Annotated in this window: 18 protein-coding genes; 17 read left to right on the top strand and 1 reads right to left on the bottom strand. The window is 62.2% G+C overall.

What is annotated here, in order from left to right:
• Nucleotides 1-248 precede the first annotated feature (248 nt).
• The 4 genes from ABI_RS13855 to sciP all read left to right on the top strand — a co-directional run bounded on the left by ABI_RS13855 (nt 249) and on the right by sciP (nt 4,221).
• Nucleotides 249-1,646 (top strand): flagellar hook-length control protein FliK, encoded by a 1,398-nt coding sequence (locus ABI_RS13855; RefSeq protein ID WP_006273647.1) that lies wholly within the window; start codon nt 249-251, stop codon nt 1,644-1,646.
• Nucleotides 1,647-1,655: 9 nt separating this feature from the next.
• Nucleotides 1,656-2,312, top strand: a complete 657-nt coding sequence (locus tag ABI_RS13850) for a flagellar hook assembly protein FlgD (RefSeq protein WP_006273646.1) — start codon at nt 1,656-1,658, stop codon at nt 2,310-2,312.
• Nucleotides 2,313-2,326: 14 nt separating this feature from the next.
• Complete coding sequence (locus ABI_RS13845; protein WP_006273645.1) at nt 2,327-3,751, top strand: flagellar hook protein FlgE; 1,425 nt, start codon at nt 2,327-2,329, stop codon at nt 3,749-3,751.
• Between the two features lie 188 nt (nt 3,752-3,939).
• Entirely contained in the window at nt 3,940-4,221 is a 282-nt protein-coding gene (sciP, locus tag ABI_RS13840; RefSeq protein WP_006273644.1) for a CtrA inhibitor SciP, read from the top strand.
• A gap of 259 nt (nt 4,222-4,480) precedes the next feature.
• Here sciP and ABI_RS13835 read toward each other — a convergent pair whose 3' ends face one another.
• The gene (locus ABI_RS13835; protein WP_006273642.1) at nt 4,481-6,697 is read right to left on the bottom strand and encodes a beta-glucosidase; all 2,217 of its coding nucleotides are present in this window, start codon (nt 6,695-6,697) and stop codon (nt 4,481-4,483) included.
• Between the two features lie 725 nt (nt 6,698-7,422).
• On the opposite strand from ABI_RS13835, the gene ABI_RS13830 reads away from it, so the two are divergent.
• The 13 genes from ABI_RS13830 to ABI_RS13770 all read left to right on the top strand — a co-directional run bounded on the left by ABI_RS13830 (nt 7,423) and on the right by ABI_RS13770 (nt 21,888).
• Nucleotides 7,423-9,279, top strand: coding sequence for a carboxylesterase/lipase family protein (locus tag ABI_RS13830; protein WP_006273641.1), 1,857 nt, complete (start codon nt 7,423-7,425; stop codon nt 9,277-9,279).
• Nucleotides 9,280-9,380: 101 nt separating this feature from the next.
• Nucleotides 9,381-10,436 carry a LacI family DNA-binding transcriptional regulator gene (locus ABI_RS13825; RefSeq protein WP_006273640.1) on the top strand — a complete coding sequence of 352 codons (1,056 nt, stop codon included), beginning with the start codon at nt 9,381-9,383 and terminating at the stop codon, nt 10,434-10,436.
• Nucleotides 10,437-10,880: 444 nt separating this feature from the next.
• Nucleotides 10,881-12,545: a flagellar basal-body MS-ring/collar protein FliF gene (fliF, locus tag ABI_RS13820; RefSeq protein WP_006273639.1), complete on the top strand. Its 1,665-nt coding sequence runs from the start codon at nt 10,881-10,883 to the stop codon at nt 12,543-12,545.
• A 3-nt stretch (nt 12,546-12,548) separates the two neighbouring features.
• Complete coding sequence (gene fliG, locus ABI_RS13815) at nt 12,549-13,568, top strand: flagellar motor switch protein FliG (protein ID WP_006273638.1); 1,020 nt, start codon at nt 12,549-12,551, stop codon at nt 13,566-13,568.
• A 287-nt stretch (nt 13,569-13,855) separates the two neighbouring features.
• A complete protein-coding gene (locus ABI_RS13810; protein WP_006273637.1) occupies nt 13,856-14,509 on the top strand; it encodes a FliH/SctL family protein in 654 nt (217 codons plus the stop codon).
• 49 nt (nt 14,510-14,558) lie between these two features.
• The gene (fliN, locus tag ABI_RS13805; protein ID WP_006273636.1) at nt 14,559-14,885 is read left to right on the top strand and encodes a flagellar motor switch protein FliN; all 327 of its coding nucleotides are present in this window, start codon (nt 14,559-14,561) and stop codon (nt 14,883-14,885) included.
• Nucleotides 14,882-16,252 carry a sigma-54-dependent transcriptional regulator FlbD gene (gene flbD / locus ABI_RS13800; RefSeq protein WP_040309264.1) on the top strand — a complete coding sequence of 457 codons (1,371 nt, stop codon included), beginning with the start codon at nt 14,882-14,884 and terminating at the stop codon, nt 16,250-16,252. The genes fliN and flbD overlap by 4 nt, the downstream gene beginning before the upstream one ends.
• 129 nt (nt 16,253-16,381) lie before the next feature.
• A complete protein-coding gene (locus tag ABI_RS13795) occupies nt 16,382-16,624 on the top strand; it encodes a hypothetical protein (protein WP_006273634.1) in 243 nt (80 codons plus the stop codon).
• A 589-nt stretch (nt 16,625-17,213) separates the two neighbouring features.
• Complete coding sequence (locus ABI_RS13790) at nt 17,214-17,456, top strand: hypothetical protein (RefSeq protein ID WP_006273633.1); 243 nt, start codon at nt 17,214-17,216, stop codon at nt 17,454-17,456.
• A gap of 233 nt (nt 17,457-17,689) precedes the next feature.
• Nucleotides 17,690-19,705 carry a flagellar biosynthesis protein FlhA gene (gene flhA, locus ABI_RS13785; RefSeq protein WP_245531366.1) on the top strand — a complete coding sequence of 672 codons (2,016 nt, stop codon included), beginning with the start codon at nt 17,690-17,692 and terminating at the stop codon, nt 19,703-19,705.
• 66 nt (nt 19,706-19,771) lie between these two features.
• A complete protein-coding gene (locus tag ABI_RS13780) occupies nt 19,772-20,080 on the top strand; it encodes a helix-turn-helix domain-containing protein (protein WP_006273631.1) in 309 nt (102 codons plus the stop codon).
• Nucleotides 20,077-21,288, top strand: a complete 1,212-nt coding sequence (locus tag ABI_RS13775; RefSeq protein ID WP_006273630.1) for a type II toxin-antitoxin system HipA family toxin — start codon at nt 20,077-20,079, stop codon at nt 21,286-21,288. The genes ABI_RS13780 and ABI_RS13775 overlap by 4 nt, the downstream gene beginning before the upstream one ends.
• Nucleotides 21,289-21,354: 66 nt before the next feature.
• Nucleotides 21,355-21,888: a DUF4282 domain-containing protein gene (locus tag ABI_RS13770; RefSeq protein WP_006273629.1), complete on the top strand. Its 534-nt coding sequence runs from the start codon at nt 21,355-21,357 to the stop codon at nt 21,886-21,888.
• Nucleotides 21,889-21,911 lie beyond the last annotated feature (23 nt).

Here is a 21,911-nt window from a genome sequence, read left to right as displayed (position 1 = left end):
CCTTCGCGTGGGGAGGTATCAGAAAGAGGTTCGGGCGCGGCGCCACACGGCAAAAAAACGCGCCGCGTTAGGCAAATTTGACCACAGCACGGCAAGTTCTCCCAGCTTTCCAATTCCTTAATATCAATAAAATCAATTATTTAAATCTGGCCCCCGGTTTGCAACAGTTGAATGATCCCCTTGCGCAAAATGCGTGAACCCAGATTTTCCGCCCGTTTCCGGTGCGGCGTTCACCCTTTGCGAGTCCCATGCCCTCAGCCTCTGCCCTGCTCCAGGTCCTGTCCGTGCCGACTGCGTCGGCCGAGGCCGCAGCTGCGCCGGCTCGGGATACCGGCGCCGCCAACCTGTTCTCCGGCTTGATGGCACAGCTTATGTCGTCAGAGGTCACCGCCGACGCCGAAACGCCCGCTGAGCCGGCACCCGCCGTCGCCGACACAACATCCGCCGATGCGCAGTTGGCCGCCCTGGTCCAGTCGGCCCTGATGCCGGCGGTAGCGCAGCCTGTGTCGCCGCCTGTTGCAGCCGACGGCGAAACGCCTGACGAGCCTGTAGACGAAGATGCCCGCGCCGCCGAAACCACCCCGGTCGATGCGCAGTTGGCCGCCCTGGTCCAGTCGGCTCTGATGCCGGCATTGGCGCAGGCTGGGTCGCCGCCTGTTGCAGCCGACGGCGAAACGCCTGACGAGCCTGTAGACGAAGATGCCCGCGCCGCCGAAACCACCCCGGCCGATGCGCAACTGACGGCGCTGGTCCAGTCCGTCCTGGTGCCGCCGGTGGCAAGGCCCGAGCCGAAGTCGGCGCCGGTTCAGGCTCCGTTGGGCACCGCACCGGAAACGTCACAGCTCCCGGACCTGCCCGCAACCGAACCCAAGCCCGACGAGATCCGCGATGCGGCAACGGCCCCCAAGGCCGACATCGAGTCTATAAAGACCGAACTCTCCGCCCTGAGACTGGAGACGCCTGAGGCCATCAAACCGACCCCGGTCGAGGCGCCACGTCCTGCCTTCTCGCTGCAGCCGGTGCCTGCCGAGACGACCGCCACGCCATACACGCCGGCCAACACCATCGCCGCCCAGGCCTCGGCCCTGTCGCATGCGGCCGTCGAGCAGTTGAACCAGCTCAGCGTCGCCATCCAAAAGCGTCTCAGCGCCGGCACCACAAAGTTCCAGCTCGAACTCAAGCCCGCTGACCTCGGCCGCATCGATGTCGCCCTGACCATCACCGCCGAAGGCAAGGTCAATGCCCACCTCGAGTTCGACACCCCCATCACCGCGACGACGTTTGCCGCGCGCGAAAGCGAGCTGCGCCAGCAACTGACGGCAGCCGGGCTGAAGGTGGACGGTGACGCCCTGACCTTTTCGTCGCGCCCGACGGAAAGCGCCTCGTCGCCGTCGTCGCAGACCTCAAGCCAGACCTCAAGCCAGAGCTCAAGCCAGACTTCAAACCAGACTTCAAACCAGACTGGCAACCTCGCCGCCTTCACTGACCAGCCAAACGGCCAGCAGGCGCGTCCCCATCCCCGTCAGGCCGCGCGTGCCCTTAAGCAAGCCGACCAGAACGCCGCTGAGGCGGATCTCGACGCCAGCCTGGCTCAACTTCGTCAACGCCCCGGCACCCGCCGTCTGGCGCTCGACCTTACCGTCTAGGACCTCAACATGGTTGACGCTGTCACCTCCAACGCAACGACTCAGACCACCGCGACCAAGGACGCCAAAAGCCTGGCGGCCAATTACGAGACCTTTCTCAGTCTGCTGACCGCCCAGATCCGCAATCAGGACCCATTGTCGCCGATGGACTCCACCGAATGGACCAACCAGCTTGTCCAGTATTCCTCGGTCGAACAGCAGCTCAAGGGCAATGACTATCTGGAGAAGATCTCCAAGGCGCTGGACGGCGGCGACACGATGAACACGGCCGTCAACTATATCGGCAAGACGGTCAGCGCCGGCACGGCCACCGCGACCTTCGCCAGCGGCCAGGCCGCCTGGGACTACACCCTGGCTGGCGACGCCGAGGCCGTCAACCTGACCGTGGTCGACAAGAACGGCGCGGTTGTGTGGACCGGCACGTCCGACCAGACCGGCAAGGGCAGCCACACGGTCGCCTGGGGCGGCGAAACCGCCACGGGCACCAAGGTCACCTCCGGCGACTATACATTGAAAATCAAGGCGACCAACGCTGCGGGCGGCGACGTCTCCGCCTCCGTCAATCTCACCGGCATCGCCAATGCCGCCGAAGTCCGGGACGGCGCCGTCGTCCTGAAGGTCGGCGGCACCTACGTGCCGCTCTCTCTCATCACCAAAGTGTCCTAAGGGGATTTCACGCCATGACCATCAATCGCGCCATGCAATCGGGCGTCACCGCCCTGGCCGCCAATGCTTCTGCCCTGTCCACCATCTCGAACAACATCGCCAACGCCAACACCACCGGCTACAAGCGCGTCACGACCAACTTCACAAACCTGGTTAGCGGCACCTCGGGCACGGCCACCTATGCCTCTAACGGCGTCACCGCTGCGGTCCAGCAGAACATGACCGCGCGCGGCGAACTGAACGCGGCGTCGTCAGGCTACAGCCTCGGCATAGACGGTCAGGGCTTCTTCGTCACCTCCGACACCTCAGACGCCATCAACCAGGGCAGCACCATGCTGTTCACCCGCGATGGCTCCTTCAACACCGACACCAGCGGCTACCTGCGCAACGCCGCCGGCCTGTACCTTCAGGGCTGGCAGGCTGACAGCAGTGGCACCGTCAACCCGTCGTCGACCGACATCACCCGGCTGGGGCCGATCAATGTCGCCAACATCGCCAACCGCGCGGAATCGACGACGCGCGTCAGCTTCGATGCCAATCTGGATTCCAGCACCGACATTTCGGATGCCGCCGCGAACGGCACCTACGACGCCACAAGCGCCACTGCCGCCATGTCGGTCTATGATGCAGCGGCAGGAATCGGCACCAAGCCCGACTCGACAGTTTCCATGACCGTGTCGGACTCGCTCGGCCAGCAGCATACGGTGACCATGTCGCTGCTCAAGAGGGGAACCGACGCGGCCAACAACACGCTCTGGGACTATGAGGTGTGGTCGCCGGACGTCACCGACACGGCCGGCCTGGCCCAGCTGGCCACAGGAACCTTGGCGTTCAATCCTGACGGCACGCTGGATCTTGCCGCCTCGACCACCAACGACGCCACCGGCGCCCCCGGTGCCTTTACGAGCGACTACACCATCGGCGCCTCCAACAGCACGGCCGCGCCGCGCTGGAACAACAGCTTCGGCGCAGCGGGTCAGTCCCTGTCCATGGGCCTAAGCGGCGCCTCGCCGACCTCAGAGATCACCCACCTGGCCGGCGACTCGACCACGACGCGTCTGACCGCCAACGGCACCGAGTTCGGCTTGCTGACCAAGGTCGAGATCGACAAGGATGGCATTGTCACCGCCATCTACAACAACGGCAATACCCGCACCCTGGCGCAGGTGGCCCTGGCCACCTTCATTAACGCCAACGGGTTGACCCCGATATCGGGCAACGCCTTCACCGTGTCGTCGCAGTCGGGTGGCTTCACCCTGCGTGAACCGGGCGAGGGCGGAGCGGGCAACCTGGCGCCGGCGGCGCTGGAAGCCTCGACCGTCGATCTGGCTCAGGAGTTCACCGGCCTGATCACCACCCAGCGGGCCTATTCGGCAGCGTCCAAGATCATCACGACCTCGGACGAGATGTTGCAGGAATTGCTGGCGCTCAAGCGGTAAATGTAAAGTAAATAAGTAGGGTTAATCTGCGTTAATATTGCAGTCTTGCCAATTACACATATCTACTGAAGTTAATGCTCCAGTAAGGCTTTTCCTTAGGACAATTTTTACTAAGGCAATTAAGCTGATATTTAAACTGGCGCGTTATAGTCACTTCAATTGGTGATGGTAACACAAGGCAAAATGCCATGCTGCAAGAGCAACGCCGCGATGCAAAGGGCGAAAAATACGTGATTGGTCCGACGGGTGCCAAATTGACCCTCAACGATCTGCCGCCACCCGGCACAGAACGTTGGGTCATCCGCCGCAAGGCCGAGGTTGTCGCCGCAGTGCGCGGGGGACTGTTGTCCTTCGACGACGCCTGTGAGCGCTACAACATCACTTCCGAAGAATTCCTCGGCTGGCAAAAAGCCATCGAGAGCCATGGCATGGCCGGACTGCGCACCACGCGCATCCAGCAGTACCGATAAATCTCGGCTGAAAATCAGGTAAAACTCGTGGCCACGTTCCAGGCCGGGACGTGGCCACGTTGCGTACGGCCTATGCCGAAAGTTCCGAAATATGCCTTCGGATCTTCCTGGCCCGGCATTGACAACACAGAATCTTCCGCGCCCTCAAGCGCCGGTTCGATGCGTCACCCGGGGATGTCCGCGCTCGCGCCGTATAGCGCGGTTCGTCGTTTGCCGAACGTGTCTGCCTGACGACGAGCCGCTCTGAATACAAGCCGCTCTACGGCTTAAGCCTTTGCGCCTTTACTTGGGCGCTGCCCGTGATGCCCGCGTCGTCTGCATCCTCCGCAACCGCGACCGTGTAGGTGCCGCCGGCAACGACCCAGTTGTTCGAAGCGGTGTCGAAACTGGCCAGCAGACGCGGGTCCGCGGCCAGAACGACGGTTTTCGTTTCGCCCGGTGCCAGATCCACTTTTGAAAATGCGATAAGACGCTTGGCCTTACCGCCGGGCGTGGCATTCAGGTAAACCTGGGGCGCGTCCTTGCCTCTCACCTTACCGGTATTGGTGACGGTAAAGCTAACCTCGACCGTATTGCCGCCCGAGACTTTGAGATCGCCATAGGAGAAGTCGCTGTAACTCAGGCCGTGGCCGAAGGGAAACAGGGGTTTCATGCCCAACTTGGCGAATCGGCGATATCCGACATCGGCCCCTTCTTCGTAGACAACGTCGAACAGTTCGGTCGGACCGGCGTCTATGCCGGGCAGGTTGACGCGCGGATACTGTTCGATGGACGCCGGAAAGGTTACGGGCAGATGGCCGGAAGGGTTGGTCGCGCCCGTGAGGACATCGGCGATGGCCGCGCCGCCTTCCTGGCCCGGATACCATGCCTCGATAACGGCAGGCACCCGACTAAGCCAGGGCATGTTCACGGCATTGCCGGTTTGGAGCACGACGATCGTCTTCGGATTGGCGGTGGCCGCCGCCTCGATCAGAGCATTCTGGCCATGGGGAAGGTTAAGCGACGGCACGTCTTCGCCTTCGCCCGTCCACTGCGTGGCGAACACAATCACCAGGTCAAATGACCGGGCCTTGCGGGCGACCTCTTCCGGGTACAGGCCGGTGTCGAAAGCGATCCTGGTATCCGGCAGCCTGGCACGCAGAGCCTTCAATGGCGAGGAAGGGTGATAATTGACCCGGTTGAACATCGCCATGGGGCCTTCACCGCCTTGGGCGATCACCAACTGGTCCGGACCTGCCGTGACCTGGGACGAGCCCCCGCCAGATATCACCCCGGCGTCCGCATGGCCGCCGACGACAAGAATGGACCTGGCCGTGGCCGCGACCGGCAAGATATCGCCTTCGTTCTTCAAAAGGACGATAGCTTCGTCGGCTTCAGTCTTAGCCACCGCGGCGTGGCGTACTGCGTCATAGGTTTTCGGGGCCTGAGTGTCGAACAACCCCGCTGCGAACATCGACCGCAGGATGCGGTGCGACATGTCGCTGAGACGCGAGGCCGGGATTGTGCCGTTTTCGACGGCGGCCTTTAGCGGCGCACCAAACCAGACATCCTTGTCCAGTTGTTCGCCGGACTGCTGGTCCAGGCCCTTCATGGCAAAATCGGTTGACTTGACCGCGCCCCAGTCGGACATGACATAGCCCTTGTAGCCCCAATCCTGCTTCAGGACCTTGTTCAACAAGAAATCGTGTCCGCAGGCATAGGCTCCGTTGATCAGGTTGTAGGCGCACATCACCGATCCGGGCTGGCCTTTTTCAATCGCAATCTGAAACGCGAGAAGATCGGATTCGCGCATGGCCTGCTCATCGATCACGCTGTTGGCAAAGTTTCGGCCAGTCTCCTGCCCGTTGAGCGCGTAGTGCTTGATCGTCGAAATCACGTTCTGGCTTTGAACGCCCCTGATCGATTCCCCGACCAGGGTTCCGGCTAGCAGCGGATCTTCGCCGGCATATTCAAAATTGCGACCATTGCGAGGATCGCGCGCCAGATTGACCCCGCCGGCCAACTGAACATTGATGCCCCTTGTGCGCGCCTCCAGGCCCACGACGGCGCCACCGTCATAGGCAATCTGCGGATTGAACGTCGCCGCCAAAGCGAGAGACGAGGGCAGGGCCGTGGCAAAATCACCCGGGCGCACGCCCATCGGGTTGGTGACGCCGAGGGACGCATCGCTTTCCACCTGGTTTGGAATGCCGAGGCGAGGAATGCCACGAACGAAACCGGCTGCGGGCAAGGCGCCATCCGGTAACTTGCCGCCAGGAAAGAAGAATGGGAGGGCCATAGGGCCGTGAACCAGGCTGACCCGCTCGTCGAGTGTCAGTTCGCGTTCGAGCAAGCTGGCGCGTTCATCCGGACTCAAGGTCGTGTTCAGCCAGGGTTTCGCGGGCTGCGCCAGCGTGGTTGTGCTCAACGCCGCCAAAAGCGGCGCCGCGGCCACCACGGCTTTGAGCGCCGAACGAAATGTGTTTCCAAAAGTCATCGTCGAGTCCCTGAGAGTTGTCATCTTTATTGGACGAGCCTTGCCCGCCGGGCGTCATCTGTGTCGTCCGTGAAAAAACAAAAAACCGGAGTGCCGATCCGGGTGCGCCGGATAGAAACGCGCTCCAGGTCATTTGGACAGAGGTGAGACAACGTTGTCGTAAATGTCTCACGTTTTCGTGGAAAGTCAACCTGGGTATCGCAGGCGCCGAGGAACGTGGAGCGCCGCGGCGGGTCTGAAGCTGTGCCTGAGGCTGAAGGTGACGATTTGGCAACGCCGCGGGGTAAAACGGTCTGAACTATATCGCAAAGTTACCGCCTTGAAGATTTTTGCAGCGCAAAATAACTGATAAAAAATGAGTTTTTCCGGTATTTGATCGATATGTTTCATATTGAATATATTGGCGAACTTCCCGCAAATGTCCCGGAAGATCCTCTCCGCGTCAGGCGCTGTCAGATCGGTCGTCTACGCATGTGTAGTGCTGTAGCGCTTGACAACGTTGTCTCAATCCAGCAGCCTGAGGTCGTGAATGACGGTTGAGTTCAGGCACGACAACCATAAGCGCACCCATATCAAGGGGCGTGTAACAGGAAAGATCCGAACGGCCGCAGTGCCGCCACGGAGTTAACGCGAAGCGACGTGCGCCGGATCGCCATGGCTGGTGATCACACGTATCAAGTTTTGATCGATTGCAGGCGTCCGCCTTTGGACAGGAAGAGGAAAAAATGCGTTTCAGATCCATCAAACTCACCAACCGTCTGCGCACTGCCATGGGTGCCGCCGCCGTCGGCTTGTTCGCCTCGTCCGTCATGGCGGCCACGCCGGTCGACCTCGCGACTGGAAAGGTCGAGGGCGTAACCGCCGCTGGTGTCGAGTCGTTCAAGGGCATCCCCTACGCAGCACCGCCGGTCGGCGAACTCCGCTGGCGTGCCCCTCAACCGGCCCCCAGTTGGTCGGGCGTTCGTGTCGCCGACACCTTTGGCCAGGACTGCATGCAGACCCCGTTCGGCGGCGACGCGGCGCCACTGGGAACGACGCCGGCGGAAGACTGTCTGGTGATCAACGTCTGGCGTCCGGCGGGCATATCCAGCTCCGCCAAGTTGCCGGTCATCTTCTGGATCTATGGCGGCGGCTTCGTCAACGGCGGCTCGTCACCCCCGGTTTATGACGGCTCGGCATTTGCGCGCAAAGGCGTGATCATGGTGAGCTTCAATTATCGTCTTGGCCGTTTCGGCTTCTTCGGCTTTCCGGCCCTCAGCGCGGAAAACAAGGATGGCGGCCTTCTGGGCAACTATGGCTATATGGATCAGGTGGCTGCCTTGAAGTGGGTGCAGGCCAATATCGCCAGCTTCGGGGGTGACCCGTCGAACGTGACGATTTTTGGCGAATCGGCCGGTGGCGGATCGGTGCACACCCTGATGACCTCGGCGGAATCCAGGGGCCTGTTCGCGAAGGCTATTGTCCAGTCCGGCGGCGGTCGCGGCAACCTGATGGGCAACCGCGAACTGCGGACCGATAAGCCGAACCTGCCGTCCTCGGAAACACTGGGTGTCAATTTCGCCCGCCGCAAGGGCATCCAGGGAACCGACGCCGCTGCCCTCGCCAGCCTGCGCGCCCTGACCGCGGAGGAGCTCAATGATGGTCTCGGCATGATGACCATGGGCCAGGCCGCGGAAACCTACGGAGGTCCTATGATCGACGGTCGCATCGTCGCGGAACCGCCGCAGACGGTGTACGAGTCGGGGCGCCAGGCCAAGGTGCCGCTGATGATCGGCGGCGTCACCGCCGACATAGGTTTTGGCTTCGCACCCACCAAGGAGGCGGCCTTCGCGGCGTTCGGCACCCTGGCCGACCAGGCGAAAGCGGCCTACGATCCCGACGGCACGAAACCGTTGCCCCAGATCAATGCTGAAATCGCCATGGACAAGATGATGATCGAGCCCTCGCGCTTCGTCGCGGCGACGCTCGCCAGGCAGGGTGTGCCAGCCTATCATTTCCGCTTCGGCTACGTCGCCGATTCCATGGTGTCCGAGTGGAAGACCGGTGCGCCCCACGCCACGGAAATCCCGTATGTCATGGACACGGTGAAAGAGAAGTACGGTGACAAGCTGACCGCCCGGGACGCCAAAATCGCCGATCAGACCAACAGCTATTGGGCCAACTTTGCCAAGACGGGCAAGCCTGATGGCCCCGGCCTTGCGGCGTGGCCGCAGTATGACCCTGAGGCCGACATTCTCATGCTGTTTACATCGCAAGGCGTGCCGGTGGCGCAACGCGATCCGTGGAAAGCCCGCATGGACGTCATCGCCGCAGCGGCCGACCTGCCGCCGCCGCCGCCAGCACCGACACGCACGGCCGACGGTCACTACGCGTCAAACCTGACCCCTCTGGGCGACATGCTGGATGATCCGGCGGCCAAGGCCGTGCTCGACACCCATATCTCAGACATTGTCAACAGCCCCAACATCGGGATGGGACGATCCATGACCCTGCTGGCTTTGCAGGCCGATGTACCGACGCTCACAAAGGAGCTTCTGGCCCGTATCGATGCCGACCTGGCCAAATTGCCGCCTCGGAAATAGGGCTCAGGCCTTTCGCGTCTGCCGGGACGGCGCCTGGCAGACGCAGGCCTTGCTTAAAGGCGCGTCATGGACATTTACATGCGCCCTGTCCGGGGAATAATATGACGCTCTGGATCGATGGGAATGCCGTGCGAAAACTCACCATAGTCGATGTTGCACGCGAGGCGGGCGTCTCCATCAAGACGGTGTCGCGCGTGCTGAACCATCAGACCGGCGTCGGACCGGAAACCCGGGCCCGGGTTGCCAGGATTATACAGGTCCACGATTTCAAACCCAACGCCGCGGCCCGTGCCTTGCCGGGCACCAGAAGCTACAGCCTCGGTTTTCTGACGCGCAGCATCTACAGTCACTACTATTTCAACGGACTGCATGCGGGCGTGATGCGGGGATGCCGTCGGCACGGCTATCACATGGTGCTGGAAACCATTGAGGACTTTGTTTCCGACGGCGAAGAAGCCTTCGTCCGCCGGCTGCGCGCGTCACATTTCGATGCCCTGATCCTGGCGCCCCCGGTCAGCGATATGCCGGAAATCATGACCATCCTCGACAAGATGGACCTGGGCTACGTCCGCATTTCGCCCACCCTGGAGCTCGAACGCGCGCCTTTTGCCTTTATGAACGACCAGGACGCGTCCTACGACATCATGCAGCATCTGTGGGATCTGGGCCATCGCCACATCGCCTATCTCGGGTTCCGCGACACGGGCGCCAGCGCAGACCGCTACGCCGGTTACGCCCGCTTTTTCCGCGACAAGGGCCTGGCGCCACCCTATGCCCGTATCGAACTGCCGGTCACAACCAGCGCCTCGGCCTTCCGGGCGGGAGAGGATCTGGTCACCCGAAAGGACCGTCCCACCGCGATCTTCGCCGGTACGGACTTTCTGGCGATGGGCGTCATGGCCGCTGCCGCCAAGCATCGTCTGACCATTCCATCAGATCTGTCGCTGGTCGGTTTTGACGACAGCCCTGGATCGGAAAGTGTCTGGCCGCCCTTGACCACCATCCGTCAACCGATCGAGGACATCGGCGAAGCGGCGGTGGATCTTCTTGTGGCGGGGCTGGGCGGCGACCTGGCCGACAGGACCAAGACGGCCAGGCGGCTGGACTATAGTCTTATCGTGCGCGAATCGACCGCACCGCCGCCGGACGCAAACTAAGGCCGGGGCCGCCCGCGCAGCGGCGTTCGAGCTGAAAAATGCCAATCCCAGGCGTCAACCTTGATGAGGCTTGGTATAGGCGGGCTTTACCTTAAACCTTAGCGTCCCGGAAACCGCTGTTCGCTTAGAATGTAAACGCAACTCGCGCAAAAATATCGGAAATTTCCTGAACCTTAACGCAGCCTCTTAAGCCGCTGTTAACTCAGCACTGGGAAATTACTGCCTAGTGTCGTGATTTCGAAGTTCGCAAGATTTCGATATGGCCCACGCGACGAACTTCGAAATCAATAACGACACTAGAGGCTTTAGGAAGCTAGCGTCCTTCTGATTCTGAAATTCGCCAGTGGCCAATATCAAGTGCGTGCGAATTTCAGAATCAGGACGCTAGGTTAGCCGGACGCGAACAGCGACGTCCGGCTTGTTTGGTGATCAGGGTGGTTGCACGTGGAGTCCTTTTTCAACGGCTTGCAAAGGTTCGGTATTGGCCGTCTGACGGCGATCCTGGGCGCAGCGGCCGGTATTGCAGCCGTGATTCTGGCGATCGTGCTGAACATCAGCGCTCAGCCGCAATCCCTGCTCTATTCCAATCTTGACCTAAAGGAAGCGTCGGAAATTACGACTGCCCTCAGTCAGGGCGGTATCAAGTACGAAGCCAAGGGCGACGGATCGACCATCATGGTCAATCGCGATCAGGTCGCCGAAGCGCGCATGATGCTGGCGTCCAAGGGGCTGCCGACCCAGGCCAGCGTCGGCTACGAAATCTTCGACGATGCTCCGGCGCTTGGCCAGACCGAAGCCGTCCAGAACATCAACAACCAGCGCGCCCTGGAAGGCGAACTGGCCCGCACTATCCGCACCCTGCGCGGTATCAGTTCGGCGCGCGTCCACCTGGTCATGCCCAAACGCGAACTGTTTGAAGATGCCGCTGGCCAGCCCACCGCCTCGGTCGTGCTGGGCCTGTCGGGCGGGTCCTTGAGCAGCGAATCGGTCGCCGCCATCCGCAATGTCGTGGCCACCGCCGTACCCAACCTGAAGGCCGACAACGTCACCATCGTCGACGACCGCAACCATCTGCTGGCCGCCGGCGGCGACAGTGACAGCGCCATGGGCGTGGCAGGATCTGCGCGCAAATCCGAGATCGAGGATTCGGTCCGCAAGCGCGTGATGGAAATTGTCGAAGGCGTCGTCGGTCCGGGCGCTGCCCGGGTCATGGTCACCGCCGAAATCGACCAGACCGCAACCACCCGTGAGCAGGTCGAATATAACCCCGACGGCCAGGTTGTCCGTTCGACCAGCACCAATTCCGGCACCGAAACCACGGCCGACCCGAACTCGGCCGGCCAGACGACTGCCACGGCCAACATCCCCGGTACGCAACAGGCGCCTAACCTGTCGACCAGCGGCAACAGCTCGCAACAGGACTCCGAAGTCACCAATTTCGAAATCTCGACCACCAAGACCACCGAGGTCAAGGCACCGGGGGAGATCAAGAAGCTGGCGGTCGCGGTCGTCGTCGACGGCGTGGAGACCCCGTCGGCCGACGGCAAGGCCCCGCCCGCCTACGCCCCGCGCTCGGCCGAAGACATGCAGCGCATCCAGGAACTGGTCCAGGCTGCGGTCGGCTATGACCAGACCCGCGGCGACCAGGTCCGTGTCTCCAATATCCGCTTCAGCCGCGGCGACTTCGCCGCCGGCACCGACGCCAAGCCGCCCCTGTTCGATTTCGACAAGAACGACATCATGCGCGCCATCGAGGTCGCCGTTCTGTTCATTGTCGCCTTGCTGGTCATCTTCCTGATCGCCCGTCCGCTGCTGAAATTCATCAATGGCGGCGGTGCGGCGGGTGGGAATTTCCTGGGCACGGCCAATGGCGGCAGCCAGGCCGCCCTCGCCGGTGCGGCCGTGACCGGCCCTTCGATCAGTTATCAGGCAGCCGACAATATCGCCGCCACCGGCCTTGTGCCCACTCAGGAACAGGAACAGCGCATCGACATTGCCCGCATCGAGGGCCAGGTGAAAGCCTCGTCCGTCAAGAAGGTCTCCGAATTCGTCGACCGCCATCCGGAGGAGTCAGTCTCCATCCTCCGCTCCTGGCTGCATGATAGTTAAGCCATGAGAAAAGCGATCATCGATGACAGCAAACGTCTGACCGGGGTCGAAAAGGCCGCGGTGGTCCTTCTTGCCCTGGGCGAAGATCACGTCGCCCTGTGGCAGGCGCTGGACGAGGAGGAGATCAAGGAAATCTCCCAGGCAATGTCCTCCCTGGGTACGGTGGCGTCCAACGTGGTCGAGGAACTGCTGGTCGAATTCGTCGCCGGCCTGTCGTCGTCCGGCACCATCATGGGCAGTTTCGAGCAGACCCAGCGCCTGCTCGGCTCATTCCTGCCGCCGGAAAAAGTCGAAACCCTGATGGAGGAAATCCGGGGTCCGGCCGGTCGCACCATGTGGGACAAGCTGGGCAACGTCAACGAAGCCGTTCTGGCTAACTACCTGAAGAACGAATACCCTCAGACAGTGGCCGTCGTCCTGTCCAAGATCAAAGCCGACCACGCCGCCCGTGTCCTTTCGTCCTTGCCGGAGGACTTCGCCCTGGAATGCGTCCAGCGCATGCTGCGCATGGAACCGGTCCAGCGTGAAATTCTCGACAAGATCGAACAGACCTTGCGCGTCGAATTCATGTCCAACCTGGCGCGGACCTCCAAGCGCGACAGCCATGAACTGATGGCCGAAATTTTCAACAATTTCGACCGCCAGACCGAGAGCCGCTTCGTCGCCGCCCTGGAAGAGCGCAACCGCGAGTCGGCCGAACGCATCCGCGCCCTGATGTTCGTCTTTGAAGACCTGTCGAAGCTGGATCCGGGCGGCGTCCAGACCCTGCTGCGGGCGGTCGAAAAGGACCAGCTGGCCCTGGCGCTGAAGGGCTCGTCGGATTCGTTGCGCGACATGTTCATGTCCAACATGTCCGAACGCGCCGCCAAGATCATGCGCGACGACATGGACTCGATGGGCCCTGTGCGCCTGAAGGACGTCGACGCGGCGCAGATGTCCATGGTCCAGGTCGCCAAGGATCTGGCGGCCAAGGGCGAAATCATGCTGGCCGGTCAGGGAGGCGATGATGAGCTTATTTATTAAGATCGCTGGCGCCTCTTCTCTTATACCTCCCCGCGCTTGCGTGCGGGTGAGCGCCGCCGAGATATATCTCGGCAAGCGAAGGACCATGAGTGGAGCGAACGCAGTGAAGCGGAGCGAAATGGTGGTGGGGCGACTTGCTGTCGGAGTAGCGAGTTACGGCGCTTCCGAAAGAAAGTCGCCCCACCACCGCACCTCATTCGCTTTGCCTACGGCTGCGCTCACTCGAGCGGTCCCCCTCACCACGCGAAGAGCGCGGGGAGGTATAAGAATGACCTCCGGAGCCCACCATGCCCACTAGCGCCCCTATCCAGCACAAGAAGTTCGAGTTCGGCACCGTCTTCGGCGACGGCGGCCGGGTCCTGGCCGAACAGCAGCGCGAAAAGAAGGCCTACACCCCCGACGAGGTCGAAGCCATCCGCGCCCAGGCCTATGCCGACGGTGAAACCTCCGCCCAGGCGCGCGCCCAGATGGCCCAGGCCGCTGCGATTCAGGCCTTGGCCGATGCCGCACATCAGGGCCTCGGTACGATCAACGACTCCGTCAACCACTACAAACGGGCCTGCGTCGACCTGGCGCTGATCTGTGCACAAAAGATCGCCGCCGAATCCCTGGCCCATTTCCCCCAGGCGCCGGTCGTCGCCACTCTGGAAGCCCTGGGTCAGGAGATCGAAACCACCGCACGTCTGGTGGTCCATGCCAACAACCCGTCCGAAGAGCTGAAAGCCGCCGCCATGGAGGCCGGCGCCTATGCCGGTTTCGCCGGCCAGATCCAGTTCCGCGACAAACCCTCCTTCCCCAAGGGCGCCTTCGAGATCCTGTGGTCCGACGGACGTGCCGAATTCAATCCGCAGCAGGTCGTCGAGGCGCTCGAAAAAGCGCTGCACGAAGCGCTCGACGCCGATGCTTATCATCAATCCCGTGCCCGTCATGACGGGCACTAGGGTCATCAATCCCGCGCCCACGGCGCACATAGTTAAGGTGTAAAACCCCATGGCCGATCTGGGTCTGGAAGATTTCGAGGATACCGGTCCATCCGGCGGTCACGATGACGATGGCGACAAGGCCGCGGCCGATCTCGCCCCCGTCTTCGATGTGCCGGTCAACATCTCCGCCGTGCTGGGCAAGTCCTACATGTCGGTGTCTCAGTTGCTGAAACTGGGCGCAGGCAGTGTGCTGGAACTGGACCGCAAGGTCGGCGAAGCGATCGATATCTATGTCAACAACCGCCTGGTGGCGCGCGGTGAAGTGGTCGTTGTCGACGACCGCCTGGGCGTGACCATGACGGAAATCATCAAGAGCGAGGACTCCAACTCATGAGACTGTTAGTCGTTGGAAAGCTGAGCGGCCAGCTCTCGGTCGCGGTGAAGATGGCCATGGACACCGGCGCCAAGGTCGCCCATGTCGACACGCCGTCCCAGGCGACCGACGCCCTGCGCCGCGGCCAGGGTGCCGATCTGCTGATGGTCGATTACGAGCTCGATATCAAAAGCCTGATCGAGGCCAATGAGCGCGAGCACATCTTCATCACTGTGATCGCCTGTGGCGTCAATCCGGACCCGCGCAAGGCGGCATTCGCCATCACCGCCGGCGCCAAGGAGTTCATCCCGCTGCCGCCCGATGCCGAGCTGATCGCCGCTGTCCTGGCCGCCGTGTCGGACGACTCGCGTCCCCTGGTCACCAACGACCCGTCGATGCAGGCTGTGCTGAAACTGGCCGACCAGGTCGCCGGCTCCGACGCCTCTGTGCTGATCACCGGCGAGAGCGGCGTCGGCAAGGAGGTCATGGCGCGCTACGTCCACGAAAAGTCGCGCCGCGCCACCCGCCCCTTCATCTCGGTCAACTGCGCTGCCATCCCCGATAACCTGCTCGAATCCGAGCTGTTCGGCCACGAGAAGGGCGCCTTTACCGGCGCCATGGCGCGCCGTATCGGCAAGTTCGAAGAAGCCGATGGCGGCACGCTTCTGCTGGACGAAATCTCGGAAATGGACGCCCGCCTGCAGGCCAAGCTGCTGCGTGCCCTGCAGGAACGTGTCATCGACCGTGTCGGCGGCGCCAAGCCGGTGCCCGTCAATATCCGCGTCCTGGCCACCTCCAACCGCAACCTCGCCGCGGCGGTCAAGGACGGCAGCTTCCGCGAGGACCTGCTCTACCGCCTGAACGTCATCAACCTCGCCATTCCGCCGCTGCGTGAACGCCCGGCCGATATCGTCGCCCTGTCGGACTTCTTCGCCAAGAAGTACTCCGAGGCCAATGCCATTGCCCTCAAGCCGATCGGCCTCGAGGCGCGGCGCCGGCTTCAGGCCCATCCGTGGCCGGGCAATGTCCGTGAGCTGGAGAACGCCATGCACCGGGCGGTGCTTCTGTCGTCGGGATCGGAAATCGACGCCGAAGCTATCCGCCTGCCGGACGGCCAGCCGCTCAATCCGGTGGCCCCGGTGGGTTCGGACTATGTCGGCCGGGTCAGCCTGGCGGCGGAAAGCGCGGCGCGGACCTTTGTCGGCTCGACCGTGGCCGAGGTCGAGCAAAAGCTGATCATCGAGACCCTGACCCACTGCCTGGGCAACCGGACCCATGCGGCCAACATCCTGGGCATCTCGATCCGGACCCTGCGCAACAAGCTGAACGAATATTCGGCGGCGGGCATCTCTGTCCCGGCCCCGCAGTCCGGCGCGAGCGCCGCGTAAGGGCTTGATAAACTTACCTCTCCCCGCTTGCGGGGAGAGGGCGAGAGCTGAGCGCAGCGATAGCGATCGGGTGAGGGGCCTTCCAAGGACGCCTTGCACGGAGCTCACCCAAAGCCTATTCCTTCAACCATGTGGAAACGCATCGCCATTTACGGAGCCTTGCTGGCGGCGGGAACGCTGGGACTGCAATGGCTCGACTACCAGCGCCTGGCACGGACCCACACCAGCGACATCTATATCGCGCTGATGGCCATCGCCTTCCTGGGCCTTGGTGTCTACATCGGCATGCGCGTCTTGGACCGCCCCAATTCGTCAGCCCGGGATGGCCGATCTCCCGCGCGAAGCGCCTTAATCTATTGTCGGTTCGAGTGACGCACCGGCGCATCCTCACCCGGAATTCCGTGACGTCCGTGCACGCCGCCACAGCCGGCGCTTCAGTGTGTTCCGTGTTCCTGTTAAAAGCTTCCGGTTGTGTGAGGCTTTTTAAGAGGAACACGGAAAACACGGAGGCCGCTGCGCGGCGACACTGAAAACACGGAATTCAAGACATGCGACGAGTACGGGGTGTGATGTAAAGTGCGAGGGAAGGCGCTTCGCGCAAGGGGTGCCGCGACCGAAACTACGTTTCTGTCCTTGTGTTCCTTCGTTTGATTCTACCGGCCTCGCAGGCGAACTTCCCCAGCCCGGCCTTGCCCGCGCTCCCATGAAGGCGCAATCTGCTCATTCACGGGAGGCCCCACATGCTCAAGAAAATCCTGACCTACGGCGCGATCGCGGGCGTCCTCGTCTCCCTGGTCACCGCGCTATTACTGCGCAACAGCCGTTTCCTGCCGGCGCGTTGAACCGCTGCAAAGATACCGGCGGCGGGGGCTATCTATTCCCCGCCATCGGCCCCATATGGAGCCCATCGTGAGCCGTGTGATTGTCATGCCGCATCGCGTTTCAAGCGAAAAGGCAGTCCATGAGACAAAAATCTCACGGCCCCGCGGCGGTCACGCTGGCAAAGGGCCTGTCGGCGCGTGCCAGCAAGGCTGATGTTTCCACGCTCGACGACGACCAGCCCATCGCGCTTCAGCACGGCCGGGGCGGTAATGCCGACTTGCCGCGTCGCGCCGCTGTACGCTTTAACCGGCCGGAATTCTACCTCAAGATCGACGGACTTTCCGGCGCCCGCCCGGCTCTGCGCGGCAAAAAGCCAGTTTGATCGACGCTGCCAGGGGGCCGGTCTTAACCGCTTGTTCACCATCGACCGGGTAGATTTTGCCTAGCGCTCTGCCACGGCGGAGCTGCGCCTGTACCCGCTCTTTCTCGTACCCGCTCTTTCTCGTACCCGCTCTTTCTCGTAAACGCGTCTGGAGTCCTTTAGTGGCAAACGCTGCGGCCGTGCCGTTTAAGTTCTCCGAAATCCTCGGGTGGATCAAACGCGGCGACATCATCATGGCTGTCGGCGTGATCTCGATCATCGTGATCCTGATCCTGCCGATGCCGCCGCTGATCCTTGACATCCTGCTGGCGCTGTCGATCACCTCGTCCATTCTGATCCTGATGACCGGCCTGTTCATCAAGAAGCCCCTGGACTTCAGCTCCTTCCCGACCGTGCTGCTGGTGACGACCCTGTTCCGGCTGGCGCTGAACATCACCTCGATGCGGATCATCCTGTCCCACGGCCAGGACGGCGAGGAGGCGGCCGGCGCCGTCATCCATGCCTTCGGCAGCATGATGACCCAGGGCAACTACATCATCGGGGGCATTCTGTTTGCGATCCTGGTGCTGGTCAATTTCGTCGTCATCACCAAGGGTTCCGGCCGTATCGCCGAAGTCGCCGCCCGCTTTACGCTCGACTCCATGCCGGGCAAGCAGATGGCCATCGACGCCGACCTGTCGTCGGGCCTGATCGATACCGAAGAGGCCAAGCGCCGGCGCAAGGAGGTCGAACAGGAATCGGGCTTCTTCGGCGCCATGGACGGTGCCTCCAAGTTCGTGCGCGGCGACGCTGTCGCCGGCATCGTGATCACCCTGGTCAACATCATCGGCGGCATGCTGATCGGCATCCTGCAGCACGGCATGGACGCCGGCGCCGCGGCCCAGACCTACCTACTGCTGACCATCGGTGACGGCCTGGTCACCCAAATTCCGGCCCTGATCATCTCGATCGCCGCCGGCTTCCTGGTCTCGAAGGCGGGCGTCGACGGTTCCGCCGACAAGGCCCTGGTGTCCCAGTTGGCCATGAACCCGGTCGCGCTGGGCATGGTGTCGGCCGCCTCGGGCGTCATGGGGCTCATCCCCGGCATGCCGATCTTCTTCTTCGCCGCCATCGCCATCGCTACCGGCCTTCTGGCCTGGAAGGTCGGCCGGGCGCCGCAACCGCCGACGCCCCAGGAAATCGCCGCGGACGAACAGAGGAACCTCCCGCCCGAGGAGGAACCCATCTCGGCGGCCCTGGCCATAGACGACGTCAAGATCGAGCTGGGCCTGGGCTTGCTCGGTCTGATCAACGACCTGGACGGGCGAAGGCTTACCGATCAGATCAAGGCTTTGCGCCGTACCCTGGCCCAGGAGTACGGCTTCATCATGCCGTCGGTGCGCATCCTCGACAATATGCGCCTGACCAACCAGGGCTACTGTGTCCGCATCAAGGAGATGGAGGCCGGCGCCGGCGAGGTCCGCATTGGCGCCCTGATGGCCATGGATCCGTCCGGCCGCCAGGTCGAGCTGCCCGGCGAACACATGAAGGAACCGGCCTTCGGGTTGCCGGCGACCTGGATCGACAACGCCCTGCGCGAAGAGGCGACCTTTCTGGGCTATACCATCGTTGATCCGGCCACCGTCATCACCACCCACCTGACCGAAATTCTCAAGGACAACATGGCCGACCTGCTGTCCTATTCCGAACTGACCAAGCTGCTGCGCGACATTCCGGGCGACGACAAGAAGCTGGTCGACGACCTGATCCCGACCGTGGTGTCGACGGCGACGGTGCAACGTGTCCTGCAGGCGCTTCTGAAGGAACGCGTCTCGATCCGCGATCTGCCGGCCATCCTGGAAGCCTTGGGCGAAATCGCCTCGCACACCAAGTCGATCAGCCAGATGGTCGAGCACGTCCGCTCGCGCCTGTCGCGCCAGCTGTGCTGGCAGAACCGCGGCGACGACGGCGCCCTGCCGATCGTCACCCTGTCGCACGACTGGGAAAACGCCTTCCAGGTGTCTCTGGTCGGCCAGGGCGAGGACCGCCAGTTGACCATGGCGCCATCGCACCTTCAGGAGTTCATCCGTTCGGTCCGCGATGTGTTTGAGCGCGTGTCGATGAACGGCGAGGTGGCGGTGCTGCTGACCTCGCCCCAGATTCGTCCATTCGTGCGTTCTATCATCGAACGCTTCCGCGCCAACACCGTGGTGATGAGCCAGAACGAAATCCACCCCAAGGTGCGCCTGAAGACCGTCGGACAGGTCTGAGGCTTTTCATTTAACAGATAATATGTTATCTATTGATAGTTATTTATGACTATAATGGATAATATATTGGCTCTATCGCTCTTTACGCCGAACGATGTCCTGACCGAGATTTGCCAGGGTTTCAAAGCGTTGCGCCTTGAGTCAGGTCTGACGCAGGAAGGATTGGCCAGGCGCTCAGGTGTAAGTCTGGGATCGCTGAAGCGGTTTGAAACGACAGGCCAGATTAATTTTGAAAGCCTGCTGCGGCTGGCGCTTGTGCTGGGGCGCCTCGATGACTTTCACCGTTTTTCTGAAAAGCTCGCCGAGCCTGTGCAGCGTACCCTCGCCGATTTCGACGATACGGTTACTCAACCCCGCCGGGGGCGGCGCAAATGACCTTTTCGCCGGCAAGATCCCTCCATGTCTTCCTTGACGACGCCGCGCCGCGCCGCCGTATGGGCCGGCTAGCATTGGCTGACCGGCGCATCTGGTTCGAGTACGACACGGATTTCATGACGACCGGTCTTGAACTGTCGCCTTACAAACTCGCCCTTGGTCCGGCCGCAAGGGCACCGGAAGACGGTTTCGAAGGCCTGTTCGGGTTATTCAACGACAGCCTGCCCGACGGCTGGGGAAGGCTTCTGCTGGATCGACGCGCAAGGTCGCAAGGCATCGATCACAGGGCTTTGACGGCTCTGGACCGGCTGGCCTTTGTCGGCGGCGACGGCATGGGGGCACTGACGTACGAACCTGACCTGAGCGATACGGATCGCCCCTCGGTCATCGATCTGGACAGTCTCGCTGACGATGCCCGGGCCGTGCTCTCCGGGGAGCCCGAAACGGTCATCGAAACCCTGCTGGCGTTGAACGGCTCTTCTCAAGGGGCGCGGCCGAAGATCACGGTCGGCGTCAACCCCGACCGCCTTAGGATTTCAGCCAAATCCGGTGATGGCTTTGAGCCCTGGCTGATCAAGTTCGCGGCACAGGGCGACCCGGATGACATAGGCGCCATCGAATATGCTTACAGCCTGATGGCGCGTGCGGCGGGACTCGACATGCCGGCAACGCACCTGTTCCTGACGGACAACGGCCGCTATTTCGGAATCCAACGCTTCGACCGCCAGCAAGGCCGGCGCGTACACATGCACTCCCTGTGCGGGCTGATCCACGCCGATCATCGCATCCCAAGCCTCGACTACGATATGGTTATGCGCGTCACCGCTGGTCTGACCCGCGATATGCGTGAGATGGAACGTGCCTTTGCCCTGGCCTGTTTCAATGTGCTGGCTTACAACCGCGACGACCATAGCAAGAACTTCGCCTTTCTCATGGACGCCGGCGGGGAATGGCGGCTGTCACCGGCCTACGACCTGACCTTCTCCGCAGGACCGGGCGGCGAGCAGAGCACAACGGTGATGGGTGAAGGGCGCGCGCCGGGCATGGCCCACCTCCGTCAACTCGCCAAAAAGCATGGGGTGAAATCCGCCGAAGCGATTCTGGACCAGGTCAATGCCGCTGTCTGCCGCTGGCGGGATTTCGCGGCGTCGGCGGAAGTGACGGATACAATGGCCGATCTGATCGGCCGACGCCTGCAAACCCCTTGACAATTCAGGGCAAAAGCGCCTTCTAGACGAACACAGTTCGCCCATTTCGCGTATAAGGCTAGGTCTATGAAACAGGTTATCCGTCAGGTTTTCGGCTCCACGCGGCCGCGCGACATCTGGCTGGACCTGTTCACCTTCAATCGCCTTCTGTCTAAGCCGATCGTTCATATCATCTACTGGTGCGGCCTGGGGCTATTGCTGATTTCGGCCTGCGGCGTGCTGGGCGTGGCTATTGGCCAGGCGTGGAAAGACGGCACCGTCATGGGATGGATCCTGGCCTTGCCGCTGCTGATCATTGGCTGGCTGTCGGTCCTCATCTGCATCATGCTGTGGCGTGCGGCGTGCGAATTCTTCCTGGCGGTCCTGAGCATTGCCGAGGACCTGAGCGCCCTGCGCGCCTACCAGGAAAAGCTGGAGCAGCCGAAAGCCCAGGCCGCGCCGCAACCGGCGCCTCAGCCACGTGCTCAGGCGGAATACGACGTCCCCCTGCCGGAAACCGAAGCCGCCGCCACGCCGGCCCAGAGCCCGACCGTCGACGATGAGCGCAACATTCTGGAAGATCCCTTCTTCCGTCCGCGCTTCGAACGCCGCGATATCTAAAATCCCTTATACCTCCCCACCTG

The organism is Asticcacaulis biprosthecium C19 (assembly GCF_000204015.1).
Taxonomy (GTDB): Bacteria; Pseudomonadota; Alphaproteobacteria; order Caulobacterales; family Caulobacteraceae; genus Asticcacaulis; species Asticcacaulis biprosthecius.
Note: the sequence above shows the minus strand (reverse complement) of the source record. Positions and strands in the feature narration are given on the sequence as shown.